Here is a 19,853-nt window from a genome sequence, read left to right on the forward strand (position 1 = left end):
GGCCTCCTAGCCCGCGCCCACGACCCTGCCCGCGTACGCCGCCAGCTGGGCCCGCAGCCGCTCGCGCGGTACGCCGTCACGGCCGGCCAGCCGCTCGACGAGGTCGGCACGGGTGGCGGCGAGCAGGGCGTGCGCGGTGAAGCCGGGGTCGGCCAGGCCGGGGACCTGCTCCAGCACGGACCGGAGCAGGTCGTGCCAGCCCTCGTAGTGCCCGGCCTGGTACGGGCCGCTGCTCCCGGTCTCCTCCAGGGCGAGCGCGAGGCGGCGGTTGTCGAGCTTGAAGCACAGGAGGGCGTCGAGCAGGGCGGGCACGCGTTCCCGCGGGGGAGCGGCCGGCCCGAGGGGCGGCGGGCCGGCCGCAACCGCCTCGCGGACCGGCTCAAGGCGCGCCTCGTAGAGCGCGCGCAGCAGTCCGGCCCGGTCGCCGAAGGCCCGGAAGAGGGTGCCCTTGCCGACGCCGGCGGCCGCCGCGATGTCGGCCATCGTGAGTTCCTCGGGGCTCTCGGAGCGGGCGAAGAGGGCGTCGGCGGCCTCCAGTACGGCCTGCCGGTTGCGGGCTGCGTCCTTGCGGGTCCGGCGTTCGGGCTCGGGCGGCGGGGTCACCGGATACCTCCGATTGAAAAACGGACCCGGGGTCCGTATTGTTGAAGCGGACCGATGGTCCGTATTTTCTGACTGGAGGATACCCATGCCCCTGGCCCCACCGCACGCACCGGCCGCCCTGTACCGCCACGGCCTCAGGCTCCTGCTCGACAAGGACATCGACGGCTGGGTCGGCCTGTGGGCCGAAGGGGGAGTGATGGAGTTCCCGTTCGCACCCCCGGGCCTGCCCCGACGGCTGGACGGCCGGGAGGCGATCGCCGGGTACATGCGCCCCTATCCCGAGCGGATCGACCTGCACGACTTCCCCGAAGCCGATCTGCGGATCCACGGCACCACCGATCCGCGGACCGTCGTGGCCGAGATGCGGGGCGTCGGGAGGTGGGTGGAGGACGGCCGCCCCTTCGACATGACGTACATAGCCGTCGTCACCGTCGAGGACGGCAGGTTCACCTCCTACCGCGACTACTGGAACCCCCTCGCCGTCCTCGACGCCTGCGCCGACTCCGCCGGGAGCGCCCGATGACCACCACGGACGCCGCACCCGCGATCGGCACCACCCTCGTCATCGGCGCCACCGGTACCACCGGGAGCCGAACCTGCGCGCGGCTGGCCGCCGCCGGCCACACCGTCAGGGCGGCCGGCCGCAAGGCCACCCCGGTGCCGGGCGCCGAGGCCGTCGCCTTCGACTGGTACGAGCCCGCCACCCACGGCGCCGCCCTCGCCGGGACGGACCGGGTCTACGTGGTCCCGCCCGTGGGCGATCCCGACCCGGCCGCCGTCGTCCTGCCCTTCCTGCGCCGGGCCCGGGCCGCCGGCGTCCGGCGCGCGGTGCTGCTGAGCGCCTCCTCCGTGGCGGAGGGCGGCCCGGCGGTCGGCCGGGTGCACGCGGCGCTGCCGGGGATCTTCGACGAGTGGGCGGTGCTGCGGCCGTCCTGGTTCATGCAGAACTTCACCGGCGGCCATCTCCACGCGCGGAGCATCCGCACCGAGGGCGTCATCCGCACCGCCACCGGGACCGGCCGGGTCGGCTTCGTCGACGCCGACGACATCGCGGCCGTGGCGGCCCGCGCCCTGACCGCCGTGCGCGCCCCCGACACCGACCTCGTCCTCACGGGACCCGAAGCCCTCGGCTACGACGACGTCGCCGCGATCCTCACGGAGGTCACCGGAGCCCCCGTGATCCACCGGTCCCTGTCCCACGCGGAGATGCGGGAGACGCTCGCCGGGCTGATGCCCGCCGAGTTCGCGACGATGCTCGCCGACATGGACCGGGCCGTCGCGGCGGGCGCCGAGGACCGCGTCACCGACTCCGTCCCGCGCTTCACGGGCCGCCCCGCGACGGGCTTCCGCGCCGTCGTGGAACGGGAGCGGGCACGGGGTGCGGGGGCGGACGCCCGGTAGGGGCTCAGCGGGGGAGGGCGTCGGCCAGCCCCGTGCCCAGGAGCCGGAAGGCCCGGTCGGCGGCGGCCACGGCCTCGGGGTATACCTCGTCGGCCGGGCGGCCCGCCTGCACCTGTTCGCTGTTGCGGGCGGCGAGGGTGCGCAGGACGGTGACGATCTGCACCGCGGCGAGCCGGGCCGTGAGCTCGTCCGCGCCGGCCTCCTCCAGGGCCTCGGCGAGGGCCGCGATGCTGTGCCCCGCGTACCGCAGCAGCCGCTCGCTCAGGCTCGCCGTCGTGCTGAGCAGCCGGGCGAAGGCCACGGCGTCGGGGTCGGAGGTGAGCCCGGTGTTCGGGTCCCGCCGGGCCAGGGCGTCCAGCTCGTGCGCGTGCAGGGCGGCCAGCGGGCTCGTCCCGGCGGGGCGGGCGCGGACCACGCGGGCCGATTCGTCCGCGTGGTCCGCGAACACGTGCAGGACCAGGTCCTCCTTGGTCGGGAAGTAGGCGAACAGCGTGCGCTTGGAGACCTCGGCCGCCTCGGCGATCTCCGCGATCGAGACCTCGTCGAAGCCGCGGCTCAGGAACAGCCGCAACGCCTCTTCGAAGATCGTCTGCCGGGTGCGCTGCTTCTTGCGTTCCCGGAGTCCCAGTTCCTCAGCCATGCGCCCACGATAACAAAGGGGTACCGAGGGGAAACTTGCACCTGGTATAGTTATCGACCAAGTGAAGGAATCTTCCGAGGAGGCTCCATGAACGCGCAGGTCACCGGCGTCATCGTCGTGGGGGCCGGCGGCGCCGGGCTCACGCTCGCCACCGAACTCGCACTCGTCGGCGTCCCGGCGGTCGTGCTGGACCGGCTGACCGGACGCAACCTCCAGTCCCGGGCCGGGGCGATCCAGCCCAGGACGGCCGAGATGCTCGCCCTGCGCGGCCTGCTGGACGACACCCTCGACCGGTCGATCGACTACCGGCTGGTCGGCGGCCACTTCGCGGGCCTGCCCGTCCCGCTGGACTACGCGGCGTGGGACACGCGCTATCCCCACCCCGTCCTGCTCCCGCAGGACCAGCTGGAGGCGGTGCTCGAAGACCGCCTCGTCCAGCTGGGCGGCCAGGTGCTGAGGGAACACCGGCTCACCGCCCTCCATCAGGACGCCGACGGCGTCACCGTCACCGTGACCGCGCCGGACGGCGACCGGACGCTGCGGGGCCGCTACCTCGTCGCCTGCGACGGCGCGCACAGCAGCGTGCGCAAGATCATCGGAGCCGCGTTCCCCGGCGAGGCGGCCACCGCCCGCATGGCCACCGCCGATCTCGTGCTCACCGGTGACGTCGACGACAGCACCGCCGGGCACATCAGCTCACGGATCCACACCTCGCCCCAGGGTCACTTCGCCATGATCACGCCCCTGGCGAACGGGCTCCACAAGCTCATCCTCAGCGGCCCGCGGACCATGTCGGCCGAACGCGACGCCCCCGTCACGCCGGAGGAGGTGCGCGAAGTCCTCCAGGCCACCCACGGCGGGAGGGTCGACGTGGCCGAGATCCGCTACGCCTCCCGGTTCAGCAACGCCAGCCGGCAGCTGGAGGACTACCGGCACGGCCGCGTCCTCTTCGCCGGGGACTCCGCCCACATCCACTCCCCGGCCGGGGGCCAGGGGCTCAACCTGGGCGTCCAGGACGCGTTCAACCTCGGCTGGAAGCTCGGCGCCGTCCTGCGCGGCGAGGTGGGCGAGGAACTGCTGGACACCTATCAGGCCGAGCGGCACCCCGTCGCCGCCCGGGTGCTCGCCCTCACCCGGGCCCAGGGGGTGGTCATGGGGCCGCAGCGTGACGCCGGGCTGCCCGAGCTGCGCGACGTCCTCACCGACCTGCTCCGCCTGCCCGAGGCCAACCGGTACATGGCCGGGGTGATGGCCGGGCTCGACCTCCTCCTCCCGTCCCCCGACGCCGCTCCCCATCCGCTCCTGGGCCTGCGGATGCCCGACGCCGACCTGGACCTCGGCGACGGCGAGCCGGTCCGGTTCAGCGATCTGACACGGACCGGACGGGGCGTCCTCCTCGACCTCGCCGACGCCCCGCTCACCGCCGCGGCCCCCTGGAAGGACCGGATCACGCAGGTGCGGGCCCGGGCGATATCCGGCACGCCCGACGCCGAGGCCGTGCTCGTCCGCCCGGACGGATACGTCTGCTGGGCCGGCGGCGCGGGCCTCGCCGAGACGCTCACCCGCTGGTTCGGCCCGGCCGCCCGCCCGGGGGAGGGGACGTCCGGGTGAGCGTCCTACGGTTCCGCGTATACGCCGGCCCTGCCTCGCGAGGACGCGCTCACGACTCCCCGGCCGCGGCGTCACCGGGGGACAGGGCCGCCCGCCTCCGGCGGTACACCACCACCGCGCACCCCGCGGCCACGAGGAGGGCGACGGCGCCGACCCCGAGGGCCGTCCGCTCGGCGAAGAGCCTCCCCAGCACTTCGAGGACGCCGAGCCCCGCGGTCGCGTAGAGCAGCGCCCAGGCCGCTCCGCCCACGAACAGGGCGACGAGGTAGCGCGGCAGCGGCATGCGCATGCTGCCCGCGAGGAAGTTGGCCGCGGTCTGGAAGCCGACGGTCAGGAAGGAGACGGCCACCACGGGCGCGCCCCACCGCTGGATCGCCAGTTCGGCGCGCCGGAACTTCGCCGAGGAGATCCGCCCGGCGAACCTGCTGCGGCGGGCACCGGCGCCGGTGAGCCACCCCAGGGCGAACGTCCCTCCGGCACGCAGCAGGACGATGGCGTACAGGGCCCCGGCCGTGACGATGACCTTATCCACCCACCTGCACCCTGCCCCTGCCGTTCCGTTCCACCGGTTGCCACCTGCACGCCGGCGCGTCAGGCAAGGCAAGCCTAACCGGATGCCGGGGCGGCGCATAGGGGCGGTCGGACGGCCGGGTGGCGCAGCGTCCGGCGCGGCGTGAAACGTCATTTATGCTTCAAGGCGGCCGCGGGGCGGTGGCTCGTCGTACGCGGCAACCACGAGGCGGTCCGTTCGACCGGCCGAGTGGACGGCCCGCGTCGTGTTCTCGGCCCGGGCTCACAGCCCTGTGGCGCTGATCATGAAGGTCTGGGGGCATCGGGTGACGGCCGCTCCTCCCACCCGCGAACAAGAAGACCCCCAGGGAGAAGTGAGGTATGTCGGTGATCTGCGTCGGAGGCATGATCGGAATCGGCAAGACGAGTGTGGCCGAACTGATCGCCAAGGAGCTGGGCAGCGAGGTCTTCTACGAGAGCGTCGAGGACAACCCGATCCTGCCGCTCTTCTACACGGCGAGCCCGGAGGAGATCCAGGCCAAGCGCTACCCCTTCCTCCTCCAGCTCTACTTCCTGCAGACGCGGTTCGCCGCCATCAAGGCGGCCTACAAGCAGGGCGACAACGTCCTCGACCGGTCCATCTACGAGGACTGGTACTTCGCCAAGGTCAACCACGACCTGGGCCGGATCAGCTCCCTCGAGATGCGGGTGTACGAGGGGCTGCTCGACGAGATGATGCGCGAGATCGACGGCCTGCCCTACCGCAAGGCACCCGACCTCATGGTCTACCTCAAGGCGGACTTCGAGACGGTGCTCCACCGGATCGGGCTGCGGGGCCGCGACTTCGAGCAGGACGAAAGCCTCGTCGAGTACTACCGCACGCTGTGGTCCGGCTACGACGACTGGGTGTACAAGCACTACTCGGCCAGCGAGGTGCTCGTGGTCGACATGAGCCGCACGGACGTGGTGAACAACCCCGACGACGCGGCCCGCGTGGCGCGGACGGTCAGGGAAGCCGTGGCCGCGGCCCGGGCCAGGGGCTGACAAGGGGCCGGTCCGCCCGGCCGTCGCGGAAGGGGACCGTGCCCCTTCCGCGACGCGATCGTCAGCGGCAGTCGCGGGCCGGATCGTCATGCGTCATCGCGCACGCCATGCGCTGTCCGCGCACCGTCCCGTAGCGGGCGATGAGCGAGCCGCGGAAGCCGTCCCACTGGGCGCGGGTGTCCGCGATGGCCGCCTGGACGGCGGCGTTGAAGTTTCCGGCGACCTGCCCCCGCGCCGTCGTGGGGGAGGTGGCCCTCCCCGTGACCGGGTCGATGGTCCCGTTGTCCTTGTTCAGGACGCCGTGGGTGATCCGCTTGCCACAGCCCCACGGGTTGAGGCTGAAGCAGCCCGTCGTGAGGTCCCCGGGGATGTCGGAGGCCGAGGGCGCCGCGGCGGCCAGCCGGAGGAAGGGCGCAGGACCGGTACGGGCCAGGCCCGGCGGGTTGGCGATGCCGATGGCCGACCTGGCGTCCGCCTGGTCCGCCCAGTTGCTGTGCGAGTAGAAGTCCTCGGTTCCGTGCAGCGCCCGGCCGAAGCCCTCGACGGCGTTGCACTTGCCGCGGCCGGGCACGCCCAGCACGAAGGTGCAGTCGGAGGAGAGGTCGGTGTCAGGGACGCTGACGGCGCCCGCGGCGTTCACGAGCACGTCCGCCTTCTCCACCCCCCGGTCGAACTCACCCTTGAGGTGCGCGATGCAGGACAGCAGCACCGAGGTGGCCTGCGCCCTGGTCCGCGGGTAGCCGGCCGCGTTCAGGTAGTCGGCGCCGTCGCAGTGCGCGGCCTCGGTGAGCGCCTGGTCCATGTCCGGCGCACCGATGGCCCCCATCGTTGCGTTCGCCCCCGCCAGCTGGCGGATCGAGGCCGGCTGGAAGCACGCACCGGCCGCGCCGGGAGCGGTGCCGGGTGCGCAGGCGAGGGCCGCGCGGGTGATCCGTTCGTGCTCGGAGTTCTGCCCGAAGCCGTCGATGGTGCCGAAGTTCTGGATCGGCGGTACCTCGCGGACGGGCTTGACCGCCTTGGCGGCCGGGCCGCCCTTCCCCGTGTCCGGAAGCGGAGCGGCGCCGGCCGGCCCGGCGAGCCCCAGGAGGAGCGCGGTGGCCGCGATCCCGGCGGAGAGCGTCGAGAGCACTGGCCTGCTCCGACGGTACGTCATCGTCATGATGGGTCCCCCTCGTCGAGACCCGTGCACCCCTCTCGGGCGCACGGGTCGGTCAAGACATGACTACCACTGGGTAGTTGCGGGGGCCGGAGCAGGGTCAGATGGAGAACGGCGCCTGGGAGGCGAACTCCTGGCTGCGCTTGCCCGTCTGCAGCATGTTGGGCGTCTGGTAGAAGGGCATGCTCTCGACGACCTGGCGGTGGAGGGTCGAGTAGCTCCCCCGGAACGCCCCGTTCTTCCACGTCTTGAGCAGGACCTCGGTGAACAGGCCGTTGGGCCCCACGCCGTCGCTGGAGGTCTGGTTGTCCTGGCAGCCGGAGATCAGCAGGACATCGGCCCGGATGTCCTGCAGGTCCAGGGCGGGCACGGAGCGCTGGATCTCGTCGTACAGCTCCTGGTCCCGCTGGTAGTTGCGGAACTGGGCGTCCTGCGGCAGGGCGCGGATGCGGGCGCGGACCTCGGACGGCTCACTGGTGTCGAAGGCGCGCACCAGCTCCGCGTCGTCGAGGAAGTGCGAGACGTCGCGCGAGACGGTACCGCTGTGGCAGCTGTCGGAGAGCAGGAGGACGCGTACGTCCTCGGCGAAGGAGGCGAAGGCGGCGTACAGCTCGTCGTCGATGAACTGCCGGTCGTAGAGCACCCACGTCTCGTCGCGGCGGTCGGGTTCGTCGCCGTTCTTGTCCGGGACCTGGGATCCGTGCCCGGCATAGGTGAGCAGCAGGAGGTCGCCGGCGGTGAGCCGGGCGGCGGCCGCCTTCAGGGCGGAGGCGACCTTTTCGCTGGTGGCGTCCTTGGTGAGCAGCGTCGCGAGGGTGTCGAACCCGTTGGCCCGGGCGAGGTCCCGCATGGTCAGGGCGTCGTTCTCGGGGTTCTTCAGCTCGCCCTTGGTCCCGTAGCGGGACTCGTCGATCTCGTTGATGCCGATGTGGATGGACAGTCCTTTGGGCATGGCCGTTCCTTGGTCGTCGAGTCCGTGGGGGCGAAACCCGAGCCCCGCTCGACGTTACGGAAAGTGACGGACCGTTACCACGGTGACGCGCGGGTGCCACACGAAGGGGCGACCCCGCCCCCCGCCCGGCTGACGCGGGCACCGTTCCTCAGGGGCGGTGCCCGGCCACCGACCGGCGCGCCACGGGGAAGTCGAAGTAGGTGTCCGGAAACAGCTCGGGCTTGTGCGTGAAGTGCCACCACTCCTCGGGCAGGTTGACGAAGCCCTCCGCCGCCAGCGCCGTCTTCAGCAGCCGGCGGTGCGCGCGCTGCTCCCCCTGGACGCGGGGGTCGTCGGTGTGCGACAGCGTGTCGAAGCAGTCGAAGCCGGTGCCCATGTCCACGGAGTTGTCCGGGTACCGCTCCGCTCGCGGCGCGTAGCAGGGGACGGAATCCTGCCCCGGCACCGGCGGGGGCGCGGGAACCGCCGGGAGGGGGACGATCGTCAGGTCCATGGTGCTGCCCCGGCTGTGCCCGGACTTCTTGGCGATGTAGCCGTCCTCGAACAGGCGCGACTTGTCGACCCGCGGATAGAACTCGGCCTTCCGCCGCTCGTCGGACAGGTCCTTGGCCCACCGTACGAAGTGGTCGACGGCGCGCTGGGGCCGGTAGCAGTCGTACACCTTGAGCGAGTACCCCTGGCGTACCAGGCGCCTCTGGGCCCGGTGCAGGGCCTGGGCCGCCGGCCGGGTCAGGATGCAGACCGGCTGCCGGTACCCGTCGATCCGCTCGCCGATGAAGTTGTGGGCCGACACGTACCGCATCTCCTGGAGGATCGTGGGGTCGACGGCGCTCAGCGCCACGAACTCCCCGGGAGCCCTGGGCTCCGGCGTCCGGGCGGCGGCACTGAGGGTCGAGGCCGCGGTGAGTAGCGTCGTCACACCCACCGTCACCGCGATGCGCGCCACCGTCGACATGGTCATCGAGTCTCCCTGCAACCTGAGCGGGTTCCGCTGCGGATGGTCCGGTCCCCCCGTGTACTGGCCCGCTCCCGGGCCAGGTATGCCCCGGCTCCCCGTTCTGTCCAGCGCAGCGCCCCGGAATGGCGGATACCGTCCAGGGGCCGGGGCTGACCGCCTTCGGCCCGCCCGCCCCTGGAGGAGAAATGAACCGCCGCGTCCTGAGCGCCGCACTGACCGTCCCGCTGCCGCCCGAAGCGGCCTTCCGGCTCTTCACCGCCCGGGGCGAGCGGGACTGGGTGCCGGGCTGGGAGCCGGTCTTCCCGGTCGAGACGCCGGACGACACCGAGCCGGGAACCGTCTGGCTCACCTCGTCGGACGAGGAGGAGACGACCTGGCTGGTGGCCGCCCGCGACTTCCCGCACTCGGTCTCCTACGCGCGGATCACCCCGGGCGTGCGGGCCGGGACGGTCACCGTCGACCTCGCCGCCACGGAGAGCGGCAGTGCCGTGCGGGTCACCTACGACATGACGCCGCTCACCCCGGCCGCGGCCGGGGCGCTCGACGAGTTCGCCGCCGGCTTCCCGGCCTTCGTCGACTCCTGGGCGGAACTCATCGCCGCCCACCTCGCGGCCTGAACCCGGCGCCCCTTCGCCGACGGACCCCGGCCCCGGCACCAATCATTCGCCATAAGCCGAAGCGATGGGGCACCCTAGACCCATGAATCACGACGACGCACCCGCCCCCGGTCCGGTGGACTCGCCGGCGCCCGCCGCACGGCTGGCCGGCCTCGCCGCCGCCCTGGCCGACGAGACCCGGGCCGCCATCTGCATGACGCTGCTGGAGGGGCGGGCCTGGACCGCGGGCGAGCTGGCCCGGACCACCGGGGTCGCCCCGTCCACCGTCAGCGGCCACCTGAACCGGCTCCTCGAAGCGGGGATCTGCGTGACGGAGCGCCAGGGGCGGCACAGCTACGTCCGCATCGCCGACGCCGCCACGGCCCGCCTGGTGGACGCGCTGGCCTCCTACGCCGTCCCGGGCCGGGACGCGGCGCACACCGTCCCGGTGGTCGCCGCCCCCGACCCGCTGGCCCGGGCCCGCACCTGCTACGACCACTTCGCGGGCCGCCTCGGCATGGCGGTCACGGACGCGATGGAACACCGGGGGCTGTTGCGCACCGACGCGGTGTTCGCGCTGACCGGGGCGGGCCTGGACTGGTGCCGGGAGGTGGGCGTCGACGTGGCGGCCGCGGGGCGCAGGCCGCTGGTCAGCTCCTGCCTGGACTGGACCGAGCGCCGCCGCCACCTCGGCGGACTGGTCGGCGCCCGACTGTGCGCGCGGGCCCTGGAGGAGGCCTGGGTGGTCCGCCCCGAGGGCGGCGGCCGGGGGCTGCTGGTGACGCCGGCGGGGGAGGAGGCCCTCGGCGGGCTGCTGGGCCTCACCCCGGAGGCGTGGAGTTAGGCGCCCGGAGGCCGCAGCGAAAAATACTTCGGCACTCACCGAAGTATTGGGTGTAGGGTCGGGGACATGAAGACCCAGCCGCCTGCCCGCTCGCGCGTCCTGTCGCCCCACCTCCCCACCCTCGGCGCCGTCTGTTTCACGGTGTTCGCCTGGGCGTCCGCCTTCGTCTCCATCCGCAGCGCGGGAGCCGCCTACTCGCCGGGGGCGCTCGCCCTGGGCAGGCTCCTCGCCGCCTCGCTGGTGCTGGTGGCGCTCCTCCTCCTGCGCCGCGAGGGCCTGCCCCCGCGCGGCGCCCGGCGCGGCATCCTGGTGTCCGGCCTCGTCTGGTTCGCGGGCTACACGGTCGCGCTGAACTGGGGCGAGCGCCTCGTCGACGCCGGCACGGCGTCCCTCCTCGTGAACACCGGGCCGATCCTGATGGCGCTCCTGGCCGCGCGCCTGCTCGGCGAGGCCCTGCCGCCCCGGCTCATGGCCGGCATGGCGGTCTCCTTCGTCGGAGCCGTGGTTGTCGGCCTGTCGATGTCGTCCGGCGGCGACGGCACGACCTCGGTGCTCGGGGTGGTGCTGTGCCTGCTCGCGGCGGTGGCGTACGCGACGGGCGTCGTCGCGCAGAAGCCCGCCCTCTCGTACGGGACGCCGCTGCAGATCACCACGTACAGCTGCCTCACCGGAACCGTGGCCTGCCTGCCGTTCGCCGGACAACTGGCGGCCGAGGTCCCCAAGGCCCCGATCTCCGCGACCTTGAACATGCTCTACCTGGGTGTGGTCCCGACCGCCCTCGCCTTCACCACCTGGACGTTCGCCCTCGCGCGGATGCCGGCCGGGAAGCTCGGCGCGACCACCTACGCGGTGCCGGCCATCGTCGTCCTGCTGAGCTGGATCCTCCTCGGCGAGGTGCCGGCCTGGCTCACCCTCCTCGGCGGCCTGCTGTGCCTGGCCGGAGTGGCCGTCTCCCGCTACCGGCCGCGGACCGCGGCCGCCCCGGCGGACGAGGACCCGCGCACCGGCGGGCATGCCCGCCCCGGCGCCGGGTACGACCCCTCCGGTACGCAGGCGTCGCGGAAGCGGCAGGGCTGAAAGGGAGTCGGAAGTGATCCGGAAGCTGCAGGCGGTCGCACTGGACTGTGCCGATCCGGTACGGCTGGCGGAGTTCTACGCCGCCCTGCTCGGCGGCCGCGTCGTCGCGGATCCCGAGGACCCCGACTGGGTCGAGGTGCACGGCTTCGAGGGGACCCCGCTGGCCTGCCAGCGGGTGGACGGCCACCAGCCGCCCCAGTGGCCCGGCCGGCGACACCCGCAGCAGCTCCACCTGGACTTCGACGTGGACGACCTCGAAGGCGAGGAGGAGCGGGCGCTGGCCCTGGGGGCGACCGTACTGGAGCGGACCGACCAGCTCCGCCCCGACGCCAACTGGCGCGTCTACGCGGACCCGGCCGGCCACCCCTTCTGCCTCTGCCTCCACTGAGCCCGCCGCCCCCGGCCCCCGGCGGCGGGCCCGCTCAGGAGCCCCCCGCCAGCTGGAGTACCGCGATCCCCACCAGGACGGTGGCGCTGGCGGCGATCCGGCGACGGCCGAGGCGTTCGCGGAAGACGACCGCGCCGATCAGGGCCCCGAACACGATGCTCGTCTCCCGCAGCGCGGCGATGGTGGAGAGGTCACCCCGGGACTGCGCCCACACGACGAGCCCGTACGCCAGGAGCGAGAGCAGGCCGCCCGCCAGGCCCCGGCCCCACAACGGGCGCAGTGCGGTGAACAGGGCACGGCCCCGCCGGACCCCGGCGATCAGCGGCAGGACCAGCCCCTGGCACAGGAACAGCCAGGCGATGTACCCGAGGACGCTGCCGGAGACCCGCACGCCACTGCCGTCGACCAGGGTGTACGAGGCGATCATCACCCCGGTGCCGACCGCCGCGGCCAGCGCCGGCAGCTGCGCGCGGCCGGGGATCCCGTCGGCCAGGGCCAGGCCTGCCAGTCCGCAGGCGATCACGGCGATGCCGAGGGCCTGCCCGGTGGCCAGGGTGTGGCCGAGGAGGGCCGTGGACACCACGGCCACCACCACGGGAGAGGTGCCCCGCGCGGTGGGGTACATCTGGCCGAAGTCCCCGAGCTGGTAGGCGCGCAGCAGCAGGAGCTGGTACGTGGCCTGCAGCGCGGCCGAGGCGGCGATGTACGGCCAGGCGGCCGGCGCGGGCAGCGGCGCGAGGCAGACGAGGACCGCTCCGCAGCCCGCGGAGGCGAGGCTGATCAGGGTGAAGCCGGCGAGTTTGTCCCGCAGGCCGTGGGTGAGGCCGTTCCAGACGGCGTGCAGCACCGCCGAGGCGAGGACGACGGCGGGCACGGCGGCGGCGCCGGTCACGGACGGCAGGCTGACGGGCACGGGGCGCTCCCCACGACGGACTGTGGAATGGCATTCCCTGCTAGCGTAAACCCATGGAATCCGCTTCCGCCGCCTCGGGCGGGCTCGCCGCCCACATCCGGGCCCACCTGTCCGAGCTGCGCGACACCGAGGCACGGGTGGCGCGGGTCGTCCTCGAGCAGGGTCCCGACCTGGTGCGGCTCAGCGTCAGCGACGTCGCGGCGCTGGCCGGCACCGCCCCGTCCTCCGTCGTACGGGCCTGCCAGCGGCTGGGCTTCCGCGGCTACCAGGAGCTCAAGATCGCCGCCGCCCGGCAGGCACCCGCCCCGGAACCCTCCCGGGACCGCGACCCCGCGGCGCGGGCCCTGGCCGACACCATCCGCGCCGGCCGGGAGGCCCTGGACGCGGTCGCGGCGACGGTGACCCCGCACGCGTTGCGGGCGGCGGCCGAACTGGTCGACGCGGCCCCCCGGATCCTCGTCGTCGGGGCGGGACTGTCCGGCGCGGTCGCCCTGGACACCGCCTACCGGCTGCGCGCACTGGGCTGCGCGGTCGACGCCCCCGCCGACCCGCTGACCGCGCAACTGGCCGCCTCACAGCTGACCGCCGCCGGAGTCTGCCTGGCCGTCAGCCACACGGGCGCCACGCGCAGCACGGTGGACGCCGCCCGGCGGGCACGACAGGCGGGGGCCCGGGTCGTCGCCCTCACCAGCTACGCCCGCTCGCCGCTCGGCGAGACCGCCGACCGCACCCTGGTCGCGGGCGGCCAGGACCTGGTGTTCGGCCTCGAAACCGTCGCCAGCCGCCTGGCCCACCTCACCGTGATCGACGCCCTCGCCCTCACCCTGCTGGAGCTGCGCGGGGACCCGGCCCGAGCCGCGCTGCGCCTGTCGGCCGACGTCACGGTCGACCACTCGTACTGACGCCGGACTCGTACCGACGCCGGGCCCGTACGCCCGGCACCGCCCGCCCACGGAGGGAACCGCATGCTCGGAGAACGCCCGTACGCCTCGCTGTCCGCCGTGGAGATCGCCGAGCTGGTCAACGGCGGCCGGGTGACCGCCCGCGAGGTCGTCGACACCGCCCTGGCGCTCACCGCCGAACGCGACGGCGCCCTGCGCGCCTTCACCGCCCTGTGGGCGGACGCCGCCCGCGCCGCGGCGGCCGAGGTCGACGCGGCGGTGGCCCGCGGAGCCCGCCCGCCGCTGGCCGGCGTACCGATCGGGGTCAAGGCGAGCGAAGGCCCGGACTCGTTCCAGAACCGGCGGCTGGCCGCCGCCGGGTGCGTCCCGATCGGGGCGACCTCCGTCCCCCGCGCCGGCACCCGCTGGCAGACCTACGGTTCCACCGACCGCGGACCCACCCTCAACCCCCTCGGCCCCGCCTGGTCCCCGGGCGGATCGTCAGCCGGTTCCGCCGCCGCCGTCGCCGCGGGCCTCGTACCGCTCGCCACCGGCTCCGACGGGGCCGGATCGGTCCGCATCCCCGCCGCCTGGTGCGGCGTCATCGGCCTCAAGCCGACCAACGGGCTCCTGCCCTCCCGGGACCGCTCCGCGCTGAACACCCCCGGCGTGCTGGCCCGCACCCCGCACGACGCCGCCGCCTACCTCCGCGCCGTCGCCGGCCCCACCGCCACACCCCCGCTTCCGCGTACACCGCGGGTGGCCTGGACCCCCACCCTGGGGTTCGCCGCGACCGACCCGGACGTCGCCGACACCGCCCGCCGCGCCCTGCGCCGGCTCTCCCGCACCGCCCCCCTCGGCGTCGTCGGCCACCCGGTCGCGCTCCACGACCCCGCCCCCGCGTGGACCGCCCTGCGCGCCGGCGCACCGGGCCCGGACACCGAACGCCTGGTCGCGGCGAACGACGAGCACCTGCGGGCGGTCTTCGACGAGTTCGATCTCATCGCCACGCCCACCACCCCCCACCCCCCGCACGGCCACGACGGCCCCGGAACCCGCATGAGCGTGGCCCTCACCTGGGCGTTCAACATCTCCGGCCATCCGGCGCTCACGCTGCCCGCCGGAACCACCCCGGCGGGCGAACCCGTCGGGCTCCAACTGGTCGCCCGTCACGGCGCCGACACCCTGCTCCTCGACGTGGCGGTCAGGGCCGGCCGCACCACGGACGGCAGCCTCCCCGCCCGCCGCGAACCGCCCCGCTGACACCCCGCCGGAACCGGCGACGGGTTCGGGCCCGGCCGTGTCAGCCGCCCGAGCGGGGGCAAGCGCGCCACATGACACCGAATACGAGCGCGACACTCGCCCAGGCCGCCGGATCCGGACCCGTCTGGCTTCACCTGCTGGTGATGGCCTTCGCCCTGGTCGTCCTGGTGGCCACCCTGGCCCGGCACAGGTAGCCCTCCCATGCTGTTCCTGGCGCTCCTCGTACCGCCCCTGCTGATGTGCGCCGTCCTCGGGCTCGGCCGCTACGAGGAACGCGTGCTGGGACCGGCCGGCCCGTCCGGCGGACGCCAACCGCAGGTGACCCGGGCGCGGGGCAGGCACCGGCGTCACCCCCGCACCCCGGGCCGTCCGGTCCGCGGCTCACGAACGCGCCCCGCGCGGCCCCCCGCCCACGTACGCTGAACCCGCGCAGCTCCTCCCCGCCGCGCCCCCGCGGAAGAGGACGCCTCCACCATGCGACGACAGCAGCACGCGGCCGGACCACGGACCGGGCACACCTTCCGGACCTCCGACGTGGACGTGGCACGCGACTGGCTCAGGTCGGCGTACGGGACGAGCCTGCGCATGAAGGCGCCCGCGCCCGCGAGCCCCTTCACGTACACGCGCGACGACGTCGGCCCGGCATCACTGAGCACCATCTCGCTGCCGGCCGAGTACGCCTACGCCACCGGCCCCCTCGGCGCCGTGGCCATCACCCACGTGGTCGGCGGCCGGATGGCCAGGGAGTGCGCCGACGACACCGCGCAGGCCGGGCCGGGCGACGTCCTCGCGATCTCACAGCCCCACCTCCCCTACGCGGGACGGGTGTACTCGGCCGAACTCCGGGCCGTGACGGTCCCGCTCGCCCTGGTCGGGGAAGTCGCCGGCCGGCCGGCCGACCGCCCCGACCGCCCGCTGCGCTTCACCCGCTTCACGCCCGTCTCCGAGGCGATGGCCGACCAGTGGAAGAGGACGGTCGACTACGTCGAGGAGAGCCTCACCCGCCTGCCGGCGGGCGGCGAGCCGCTGCTGGCCGACGCCGCCGCGAGGATGCTGGCCGCGACCGTCGTGGCCGCCTTCGCCACCAACGCCCGCCCCGATCCCATCCTCGCCGACACGCGGGACGCGACGCCGGAGACCGTCCGCCGGGCCGTCGCCTTCATCGAGTCGCAGCCGGACGCGCCGATGGGCCTCGCCGAGATCGCCGCCGCCGCCTCGGTGACCCCGCGGGCCCTCCAGTACGCCTTCCGCCGCCACCTCGGCACCACCCCGACGGCGTACCTGCGCCGCGTACGCCTCGCACTGGCCCACGCCGACCTCGTCGCCGCGGACCCCGCCCGGGACACGGTCACGGCCATCGCGAACCGCTGGGGCTTCCACCACCAGGGACGTTTCTCCGCCGCCTACCGCGCCGCCTACGGCGGCCCGCCGGGCCGGACCCTCGCGGGCTCCTGACCCGGCGGCTCCCCACCGGCCCGGGGCGGCCCCGGGGGCCGGACGGCGAGCAGGTGTTCCCCGTGGGCGGCCACGTCGAGCCCCGCGTCGCGCAGGATCACGGCCAGCGCCGTCCGCAGCGCCTTGTGCAGGCCCGTCAGCGAGGTGAACCGCGACAGATCGTCCTCGTGGGCGTGGACCCGGACGGTCGGCCGCAGCACCTCCCGGGCGACCCACCCCACCATGACCCCCTCCGGAGCCGGCCACACGCGCAGTCCGTCCCCCGCCCGTGAGGACGTGCCGAAGCCGGCCAGCGCCAGGACCCGGCGGACGCGCTCGCAGTCGTCGTCCCCGTCCCCTTCCTCGGCAGGCTCGGGGGTCGCTGGGGGAGGAGTGGAAGGCATGCCCCCACTCCAGCCGCCCCGGGCGCCGGGCGAAAGCCGCTGAGCGAACGGATCCGGGCGGCCCGTCCGCGAAACGAAACGCCCCGCGGCGGGCTCAGCCCCCCGCAGGCCGGCCGGAGACCAGCCGGGCGGCCTCGATCTCGGCCCACACCACCTTGCCCCCGTCGTGGGCCTCGGCGCCCCAGCGGTCGCAGAGGCGGTCGATGATGGTGAGCCCGTGGCCGCCCGGCGCACCCCGCCGGGGCGAGGACTGACGGTGCGGCAGCGCCGTGGAACCGTCGAACACCTCGATGCGCAGGACGTCACCGCCGGTGAGGACCAACTGGAGGCAGCCGTCCGCGTGCAGACCGGCGTTGGTCACCAGCTCGGAGACGACGAGCAGGGTGTCCTCGGACGTCTCGGTCCCGTCCCACTCCCAGTCCCGCAGCGCCTGCCGCGCGAAGTCGCGGCCCTTCGCGACCTGGCCCCGGACGCCCGCCAGCGCCAGGAGCCGGCGCTGCCGCGCCGCCCCGGGCCGCGGTGGACGGCCGGTCTGAGGTCCGCTGCTCTTCACTGTGGTCTCACCCCCGCCGCTGACACGGCTCTCTTCTCGTGGCGACCCGCTCGGGTCCCGGCTGGCCCCGGCCGGCTCCGCCGGTGTGCCGATGGAAGGCATGCCCCGGGCCGGCCGGGGACGTCGAGTGCCGGGACAGTGTACGGCGGCCGGGCTGTCAGACGTCGGCCATGTGCAGTCTCAGGGTGACGCCGCGGGGCGAGGAGCGGACCTCGACGAGGTCGCACAGCTCGTGGATCATCCACAGGCCCCGTCCGCCGTCGGTGGAGGAGAGCGCGGGGCGGCGGCGGCCCGCGAGCGGATCGGCCAGCCGACCGCCGTCGCGGATCTCGGCCACCACGCCCCCGCCTCCCGGGGCGCGCCACAGCCGCAGCGTGCCGCGGCCGCCGCCGTGCGCCAGGGAGTTGGCCGTGGCCTCGCCGATGGCGAGCAGCAGGTCGCCCCGGCGTCCCGCCCCGAGGGAGGCAGCGCCGGCCCACGCCCCCGCGAACTCGCGTACGCGGGCGAGGTCCCCGCCCGCGTAGGCGAGACCGACCGCTCCCGGGCCGGGCTCGGGCAGCGGGGTGTCGCAGTCGCCGCCGACCACCGAGGGGTCCGTGTAGCCCGGGCTCGGCCGTACGCGTCCGCCCTCGATCAGCGTGGGGTGCGTGCGGCGGGCGTCGGCGAGCACGGCGGGGGAGAGGGCGGTCACCTCGTACGGGCACAGGACCGTGGCCTCGCGTCCCGCGAAGGCCGTGTTGAGGAGGGCCTCGTGGCGCGTGGCCTCCCGCACCTCGGCCGGCGTACGGCCCGGCCAGACCGGCTCGGCGACGATCCGGGCGGGCCGGCCCTCGTGCCGTTCGGCGAACTCCCGCAGCGCGGCGAGGATCCGGCCGGGATTGCGGCCCAGGCGGGCCATGTCCACGAACCCGACGCCCGCCCCGCCGCTGCCGAGGACGTCCCGCAGCGGCCCGAGCCGGGGCCCGGGCACCGCGACCAGGACCGGCTCGTCCGCGGCGAGCGCGGCCCGCACGAAGCCTCCCACCCCGGTCAGGTATTCCTCGGGACTCCGGCAGAGGAGCGCGGTATGGACCAAGCCCGCCGGGCCGTCGGCCGCGGGAACTGTCGTCGTGCCGAGGCCTCCGGCGGGGCACGTACGTCCGGGAAGCACCACGACTCCTAGGAGGTGAGCATTCCCGCGCGCAGGCGGGCCAGGGTGCGCGAGAGCAGCCGGGACACCTGCATCTGCGAGATGTGGAGCTCCGCCCCGATCTCGGCCTGCGTCATCTCCTGCCCGAACCGCATGCTCAGGATCAGCCGTTCCCGCGGCTGCAGCTCCCGCAGCAGCGGGGCGAGGGTGTGGAAGTCCTCGAACAGCTCCATGGCGGGATCGCTCTCGCCGATCTTCTCGGCCAGCGCGCGGGCCGGACGGCCGGTGCCCCGGGCCTCCTCGGCGTCGTCGGCGGTGTCCAGCGAGCCGCTGGTGTAGCCGTTCGCGGCGACCAGGCCGTCTATCACCACCTCCTCGGACAGGCCGAGGTGCTGGGCGACCTCCTTGACGGTGGGGGCCCGGCGCAGGGTCTCCGTGAGGGACTCCTGCGCCTTGGCGAGTTCGGAACGCAGCTCCTGGAGGCGGCGCGGGACGTGCACGGCCCACGTGGTGTCGCGGAAGTGCCGCTTGATCTCACCGGTGATGTAGGGGAGCGCCAGCGTCGAGAACTCGACCTCGCGGTCGAGGTCGAAGCGGTCGATGGCCTTGATCAGGCCTATGGTGCCGACCTGGATGACGTCGTCCATGTCGAGCCCGCCCCCGGAGACCCGGGCGCGGAACCGGCGTGCGGCGAAGTGCACCAGCGAGAGGTTCATCTCGATCAGCGTGTTGCGGGCGTACTGGTACTCCCGCGTGCCCTCCTCCAGGGAGCGCAGCCTCGCGAAGAACAGCCGCGACAGTTCCCGGGCGTCCGCGGGGGCGACCTCCCGGGCGTGCTCCACCCGGGGCAGCGGTGACGCGGAGGGCGGTTCCCCTCCCACGGGCCGGGCGGGACTCGGCACCGTGTGGTGCGTCGCACGTTCAGGGCTTACGACTGCTGCCGGACGAGGCATGGTGGCGGGTCCCTCCCTGTTGTCGATGGCTGCCGCCGCGCTCATGCCCCGTGATCGGCGTCCTACGCGTACCGGAACGCGGAGACCGCCCGGCCGGACCACTCAGCGGGGGGACGTCGTCTCCGGGTGATCCACCGTGCATACTCCATTCCGGAACCCGTACAGGTGAGATCCGGGGAGGCGGACATGACCGGAGCAGGGGACGCGGTGGGCGACGGCGTGGTCGGGGACAGCTACCGGGCGGGGCCCGGCTGGGTCGTCGCGGCGCGCGGCGAGCTGGACCAGGACACCCTGCCCGCGCTGGAGGAAGCCCTGACGGCCGCCGCGGACCGGCACGGGGTGGTCGTACTGGACGCGAGTTCGGTCACATTCGGCGACTCCTCCTTCCTCAACCTGCTGCTGCGGCTGCACCGCCTGACGGTGCTCCGCGTCGCCGCCCCGGGTGAGCAGCTGCAACGCCTGTTCACCCTCACCGGAGCGGACGCGGTCCTGTCGCTGCACCCCAGCGTCGAGGACGCCCTCGGCCGGTGACGTGCCCGGGGG

Annotated in this window: 24 protein-coding genes; 13 read left to right on the forward strand and 11 right to left on the reverse strand. The window is 74.3% G+C overall.

The window, feature by feature from the left end; translation table 11 throughout:
• Nucleotides 1–6: 6 nt before the first annotated feature.
• On the reverse strand, nucleotides 7–603 hold the full coding sequence (locus ABD973_RS33190; RefSeq protein ID WP_345503969.1) for a TetR/AcrR family transcriptional regulator: 597 nt from the start codon (nucleotides 601–603) through the stop codon (nucleotides 7–9).
• Between the two features lie 85 nt (nucleotides 604–688).
• Between ABD973_RS33190 and ABD973_RS33195 the strand changes: the two genes are divergently transcribed.
• A complete protein-coding gene (locus ABD973_RS33195; RefSeq protein ID WP_386382274.1) occupies nucleotides 689–1,126 on the forward strand; it encodes a nuclear transport factor 2 family protein in 438 nt (145 codons plus the stop codon).
• Nucleotides 1,123–2,004: an NAD(P)H-binding protein gene (locus tag ABD973_RS33200; protein WP_345503971.1), complete on the forward strand. Its 882-nt coding sequence runs from the start codon at nucleotides 1,123–1,125 to the stop codon at nucleotides 2,002–2,004. Before ABD973_RS33195 ends, ABD973_RS33200 begins: the two co-directional genes overlap by 4 nt.
• Before the next feature lie 4 nt (nucleotides 2,005–2,008).
• Here the strand turns inward: ABD973_RS33200 and ABD973_RS33205 are convergent, their stop codons facing one another.
• A complete protein-coding gene (locus ABD973_RS33205) occupies nucleotides 2,009–2,644 on the reverse strand; it encodes a TetR/AcrR family transcriptional regulator (RefSeq protein WP_345503972.1) in 636 nt (211 codons plus the stop codon).
• Nucleotides 2,645–2,731: 87 nt separating this feature from the next.
• On the opposite strand from ABD973_RS33205, the gene ABD973_RS33210 reads away from it, so the two are divergent.
• The gene (locus tag ABD973_RS33210) at nucleotides 2,732–4,255 is read left to right on the forward strand and encodes an FAD-dependent monooxygenase (protein WP_345503974.1); all 1,524 of its coding nucleotides are present in this window, start codon (nucleotides 2,732–2,734) and stop codon (nucleotides 4,253–4,255) included.
• A gap of 49 nt (nucleotides 4,256–4,304) precedes the next feature.
• On the opposite strand, the gene ABD973_RS33215 is transcribed toward ABD973_RS33210, so the two are convergent.
• Nucleotides 4,305–4,787, reverse strand: coding sequence for a DedA family protein (locus ABD973_RS33215; RefSeq protein ID WP_125819734.1), 483 nt, complete (start codon nucleotides 4,785–4,787; stop codon nucleotides 4,305–4,307).
• Between the two features lie 359 nt (nucleotides 4,788–5,146).
• Here ABD973_RS33215 and ABD973_RS33220 point away from each other — a divergent pair, with 359 nt between their 5' ends.
• On the forward strand, nucleotides 5,147–5,809 hold the full coding sequence (locus tag ABD973_RS33220) for a deoxynucleoside kinase (protein ID WP_345503978.1): 663 nt from the start codon (nucleotides 5,147–5,149) through the stop codon (nucleotides 5,807–5,809).
• Between the two features lie 61 nt (nucleotides 5,810–5,870).
• Here the strand turns inward: ABD973_RS33220 and ABD973_RS33225 are convergent, their stop codons facing one another.
• The 3 genes from ABD973_RS33225 to ABD973_RS33235 all read right to left on the reverse strand — a co-directional run bounded on the left by ABD973_RS33225 (nucleotide 5,871) and on the right by ABD973_RS33235 (nucleotide 8,878).
• On the reverse strand, nucleotides 5,871–6,968 hold the full coding sequence (locus ABD973_RS33225; RefSeq protein WP_345503980.1) for a CinY protein: 1,098 nt from the start codon (nucleotides 6,966–6,968) through the stop codon (nucleotides 5,871–5,873).
• Between the two features lie 97 nt (nucleotides 6,969–7,065).
• Complete coding sequence (locus ABD973_RS33230; protein WP_345503982.1) at nucleotides 7,066–7,917, reverse strand: caspase family protein; 852 nt, start codon at nucleotides 7,915–7,917, stop codon at nucleotides 7,066–7,068.
• 148 nt (nucleotides 7,918–8,065) lie between these two features.
• Complete coding sequence (locus ABD973_RS33235; protein WP_345503984.1) at nucleotides 8,066–8,878, reverse strand: M15 family metallopeptidase; 813 nt, start codon at nucleotides 8,876–8,878, stop codon at nucleotides 8,066–8,068.
• Between the two features lie 182 nt (nucleotides 8,879–9,060).
• Here ABD973_RS33235 and ABD973_RS33240 point away from each other — a divergent pair, with 182 nt between their 5' ends.
• From ABD973_RS33240 to ABD973_RS33255, 4 genes are all read left to right on the forward strand, one after another.
• Nucleotides 9,061–9,492 (forward strand): SRPBCC family protein, encoded by a 432-nt coding sequence (locus tag ABD973_RS33240; protein ID WP_125599551.1) that lies wholly within the window; start codon nucleotides 9,061–9,063, stop codon nucleotides 9,490–9,492.
• An 82-nt stretch (nucleotides 9,493–9,574) separates the two neighbouring features.
• On the forward strand, nucleotides 9,575–10,315 hold the full coding sequence (locus tag ABD973_RS33245) for an ArsR/SmtB family transcription factor (protein WP_345503986.1): 741 nt from the start codon (nucleotides 9,575–9,577) through the stop codon (nucleotides 10,313–10,315).
• A 66-nt stretch (nucleotides 10,316–10,381) separates the two neighbouring features.
• Nucleotides 10,382–11,392: a DMT family transporter gene (locus ABD973_RS33250; RefSeq protein ID WP_345503988.1), complete on the forward strand. Its 1,011-nt coding sequence runs from the start codon at nucleotides 10,382–10,384 to the stop codon at nucleotides 11,390–11,392.
• A gap of 13 nt (nucleotides 11,393–11,405) precedes the next feature.
• The gene (locus ABD973_RS33255; RefSeq protein WP_164720803.1) at nucleotides 11,406–11,780 is read left to right on the forward strand and encodes a VOC family protein; all 375 of its coding nucleotides are present in this window, start codon (nucleotides 11,406–11,408) and stop codon (nucleotides 11,778–11,780) included.
• Between the two features lie 34 nt (nucleotides 11,781–11,814).
• Here the strand turns inward: ABD973_RS33255 and ABD973_RS33260 are convergent, their stop codons facing one another.
• Nucleotides 11,815–12,693 (reverse strand): DMT family transporter, encoded by an 879-nt coding sequence (locus ABD973_RS33260; RefSeq protein WP_125819727.1) that lies wholly within the window; start codon nucleotides 12,691–12,693, stop codon nucleotides 11,815–11,817.
• 53 nt (nucleotides 12,694–12,746) lie between these two features.
• Between ABD973_RS33260 and ABD973_RS33265 the strand changes: the two genes are divergently transcribed.
• The 4 genes from ABD973_RS33265 to ABD973_RS33280 all read left to right on the forward strand — a co-directional run bounded on the left by ABD973_RS33265 (nucleotide 12,747) and on the right by ABD973_RS33280 (nucleotide 16,292).
• Entirely contained in the window at nucleotides 12,747–13,595 is an 849-nt protein-coding gene (locus ABD973_RS33265; protein ID WP_125819726.1) for a MurR/RpiR family transcriptional regulator, read from the forward strand.
• Nucleotides 13,596–13,658: 63 nt separating this feature from the next.
• Nucleotides 13,659–14,837 carry an amidase family protein gene (locus ABD973_RS33270; protein WP_345503991.1) on the forward strand — a complete coding sequence of 393 codons (1,179 nt, stop codon included), beginning with the start codon at nucleotides 13,659–13,661 and terminating at the stop codon, nucleotides 14,835–14,837.
• Nucleotides 14,838–14,908: 71 nt separating this feature from the next.
• Nucleotides 14,909–15,031, forward strand: a complete 123-nt coding sequence (locus tag ABD973_RS33275) for a hypothetical protein (RefSeq protein WP_260614085.1) — start codon at nucleotides 14,909–14,911, stop codon at nucleotides 15,029–15,031.
• Nucleotides 15,032–15,311: 280 nt separating this feature from the next.
• Complete coding sequence (locus ABD973_RS33280) at nucleotides 15,312–16,292, forward strand: helix-turn-helix domain-containing protein (RefSeq protein ID WP_345503993.1); 981 nt, start codon at nucleotides 15,312–15,314, stop codon at nucleotides 16,290–16,292.
• Here ABD973_RS33280 and ABD973_RS33285 read toward each other — a convergent pair.
• The 4 genes from ABD973_RS33285 to ABD973_RS33300 form a co-directional block, all read right to left on the reverse strand.
• Nucleotides 16,253–16,675, reverse strand: a complete 423-nt coding sequence (locus ABD973_RS33285) for a hypothetical protein (protein ID WP_125819723.1) — start codon at nucleotides 16,673–16,675, stop codon at nucleotides 16,253–16,255. The two genes, ABD973_RS33280 and ABD973_RS33285, sit on opposite strands and share 40 nt — an antisense overlap.
• A gap of 94 nt (nucleotides 16,676–16,769) precedes the next feature.
• Complete coding sequence (locus tag ABD973_RS33290; protein ID WP_125819722.1) at nucleotides 16,770–17,228, reverse strand: ATP-binding protein; 459 nt, start codon at nucleotides 17,226–17,228, stop codon at nucleotides 16,770–16,772.
• Between the two features lie 157 nt (nucleotides 17,229–17,385).
• The gene (locus ABD973_RS33295) at nucleotides 17,386–18,381 is read right to left on the reverse strand and encodes an anti-sigma factor RsbA family regulatory protein (protein ID WP_345503997.1); all 996 of its coding nucleotides are present in this window, start codon (nucleotides 18,379–18,381) and stop codon (nucleotides 17,386–17,388) included.
• 5 nt (nucleotides 18,382–18,386) lie between these two features.
• Nucleotides 18,387–19,310 carry a SigB/SigF/SigG family RNA polymerase sigma factor gene (locus ABD973_RS33300; RefSeq protein WP_185899675.1) on the reverse strand — a complete coding sequence of 308 codons (924 nt, stop codon included), beginning with the start codon at nucleotides 19,308–19,310 and terminating at the stop codon, nucleotides 18,387–18,389.
• A 186-nt stretch (nucleotides 19,311–19,496) separates the two neighbouring features.
• Between ABD973_RS33300 and ABD973_RS33305 the strand changes: the two genes are divergently transcribed.
• On the forward strand, nucleotides 19,497–19,841 hold the full coding sequence (locus ABD973_RS33305) for an STAS domain-containing protein (protein ID WP_125603450.1): 345 nt from the start codon (nucleotides 19,497–19,499) through the stop codon (nucleotides 19,839–19,841).
• Nucleotides 19,842–19,853: the final 12 nt, after the last annotated feature.

It is taken from the genome of Streptomyces racemochromogenes, assembly GCF_039535215.1.
In the GTDB taxonomy this organism is placed as follows: Bacteria; Actinomycetota; Actinomycetes; order Streptomycetales; family Streptomycetaceae; genus Streptomyces; species Streptomyces racemochromogenes.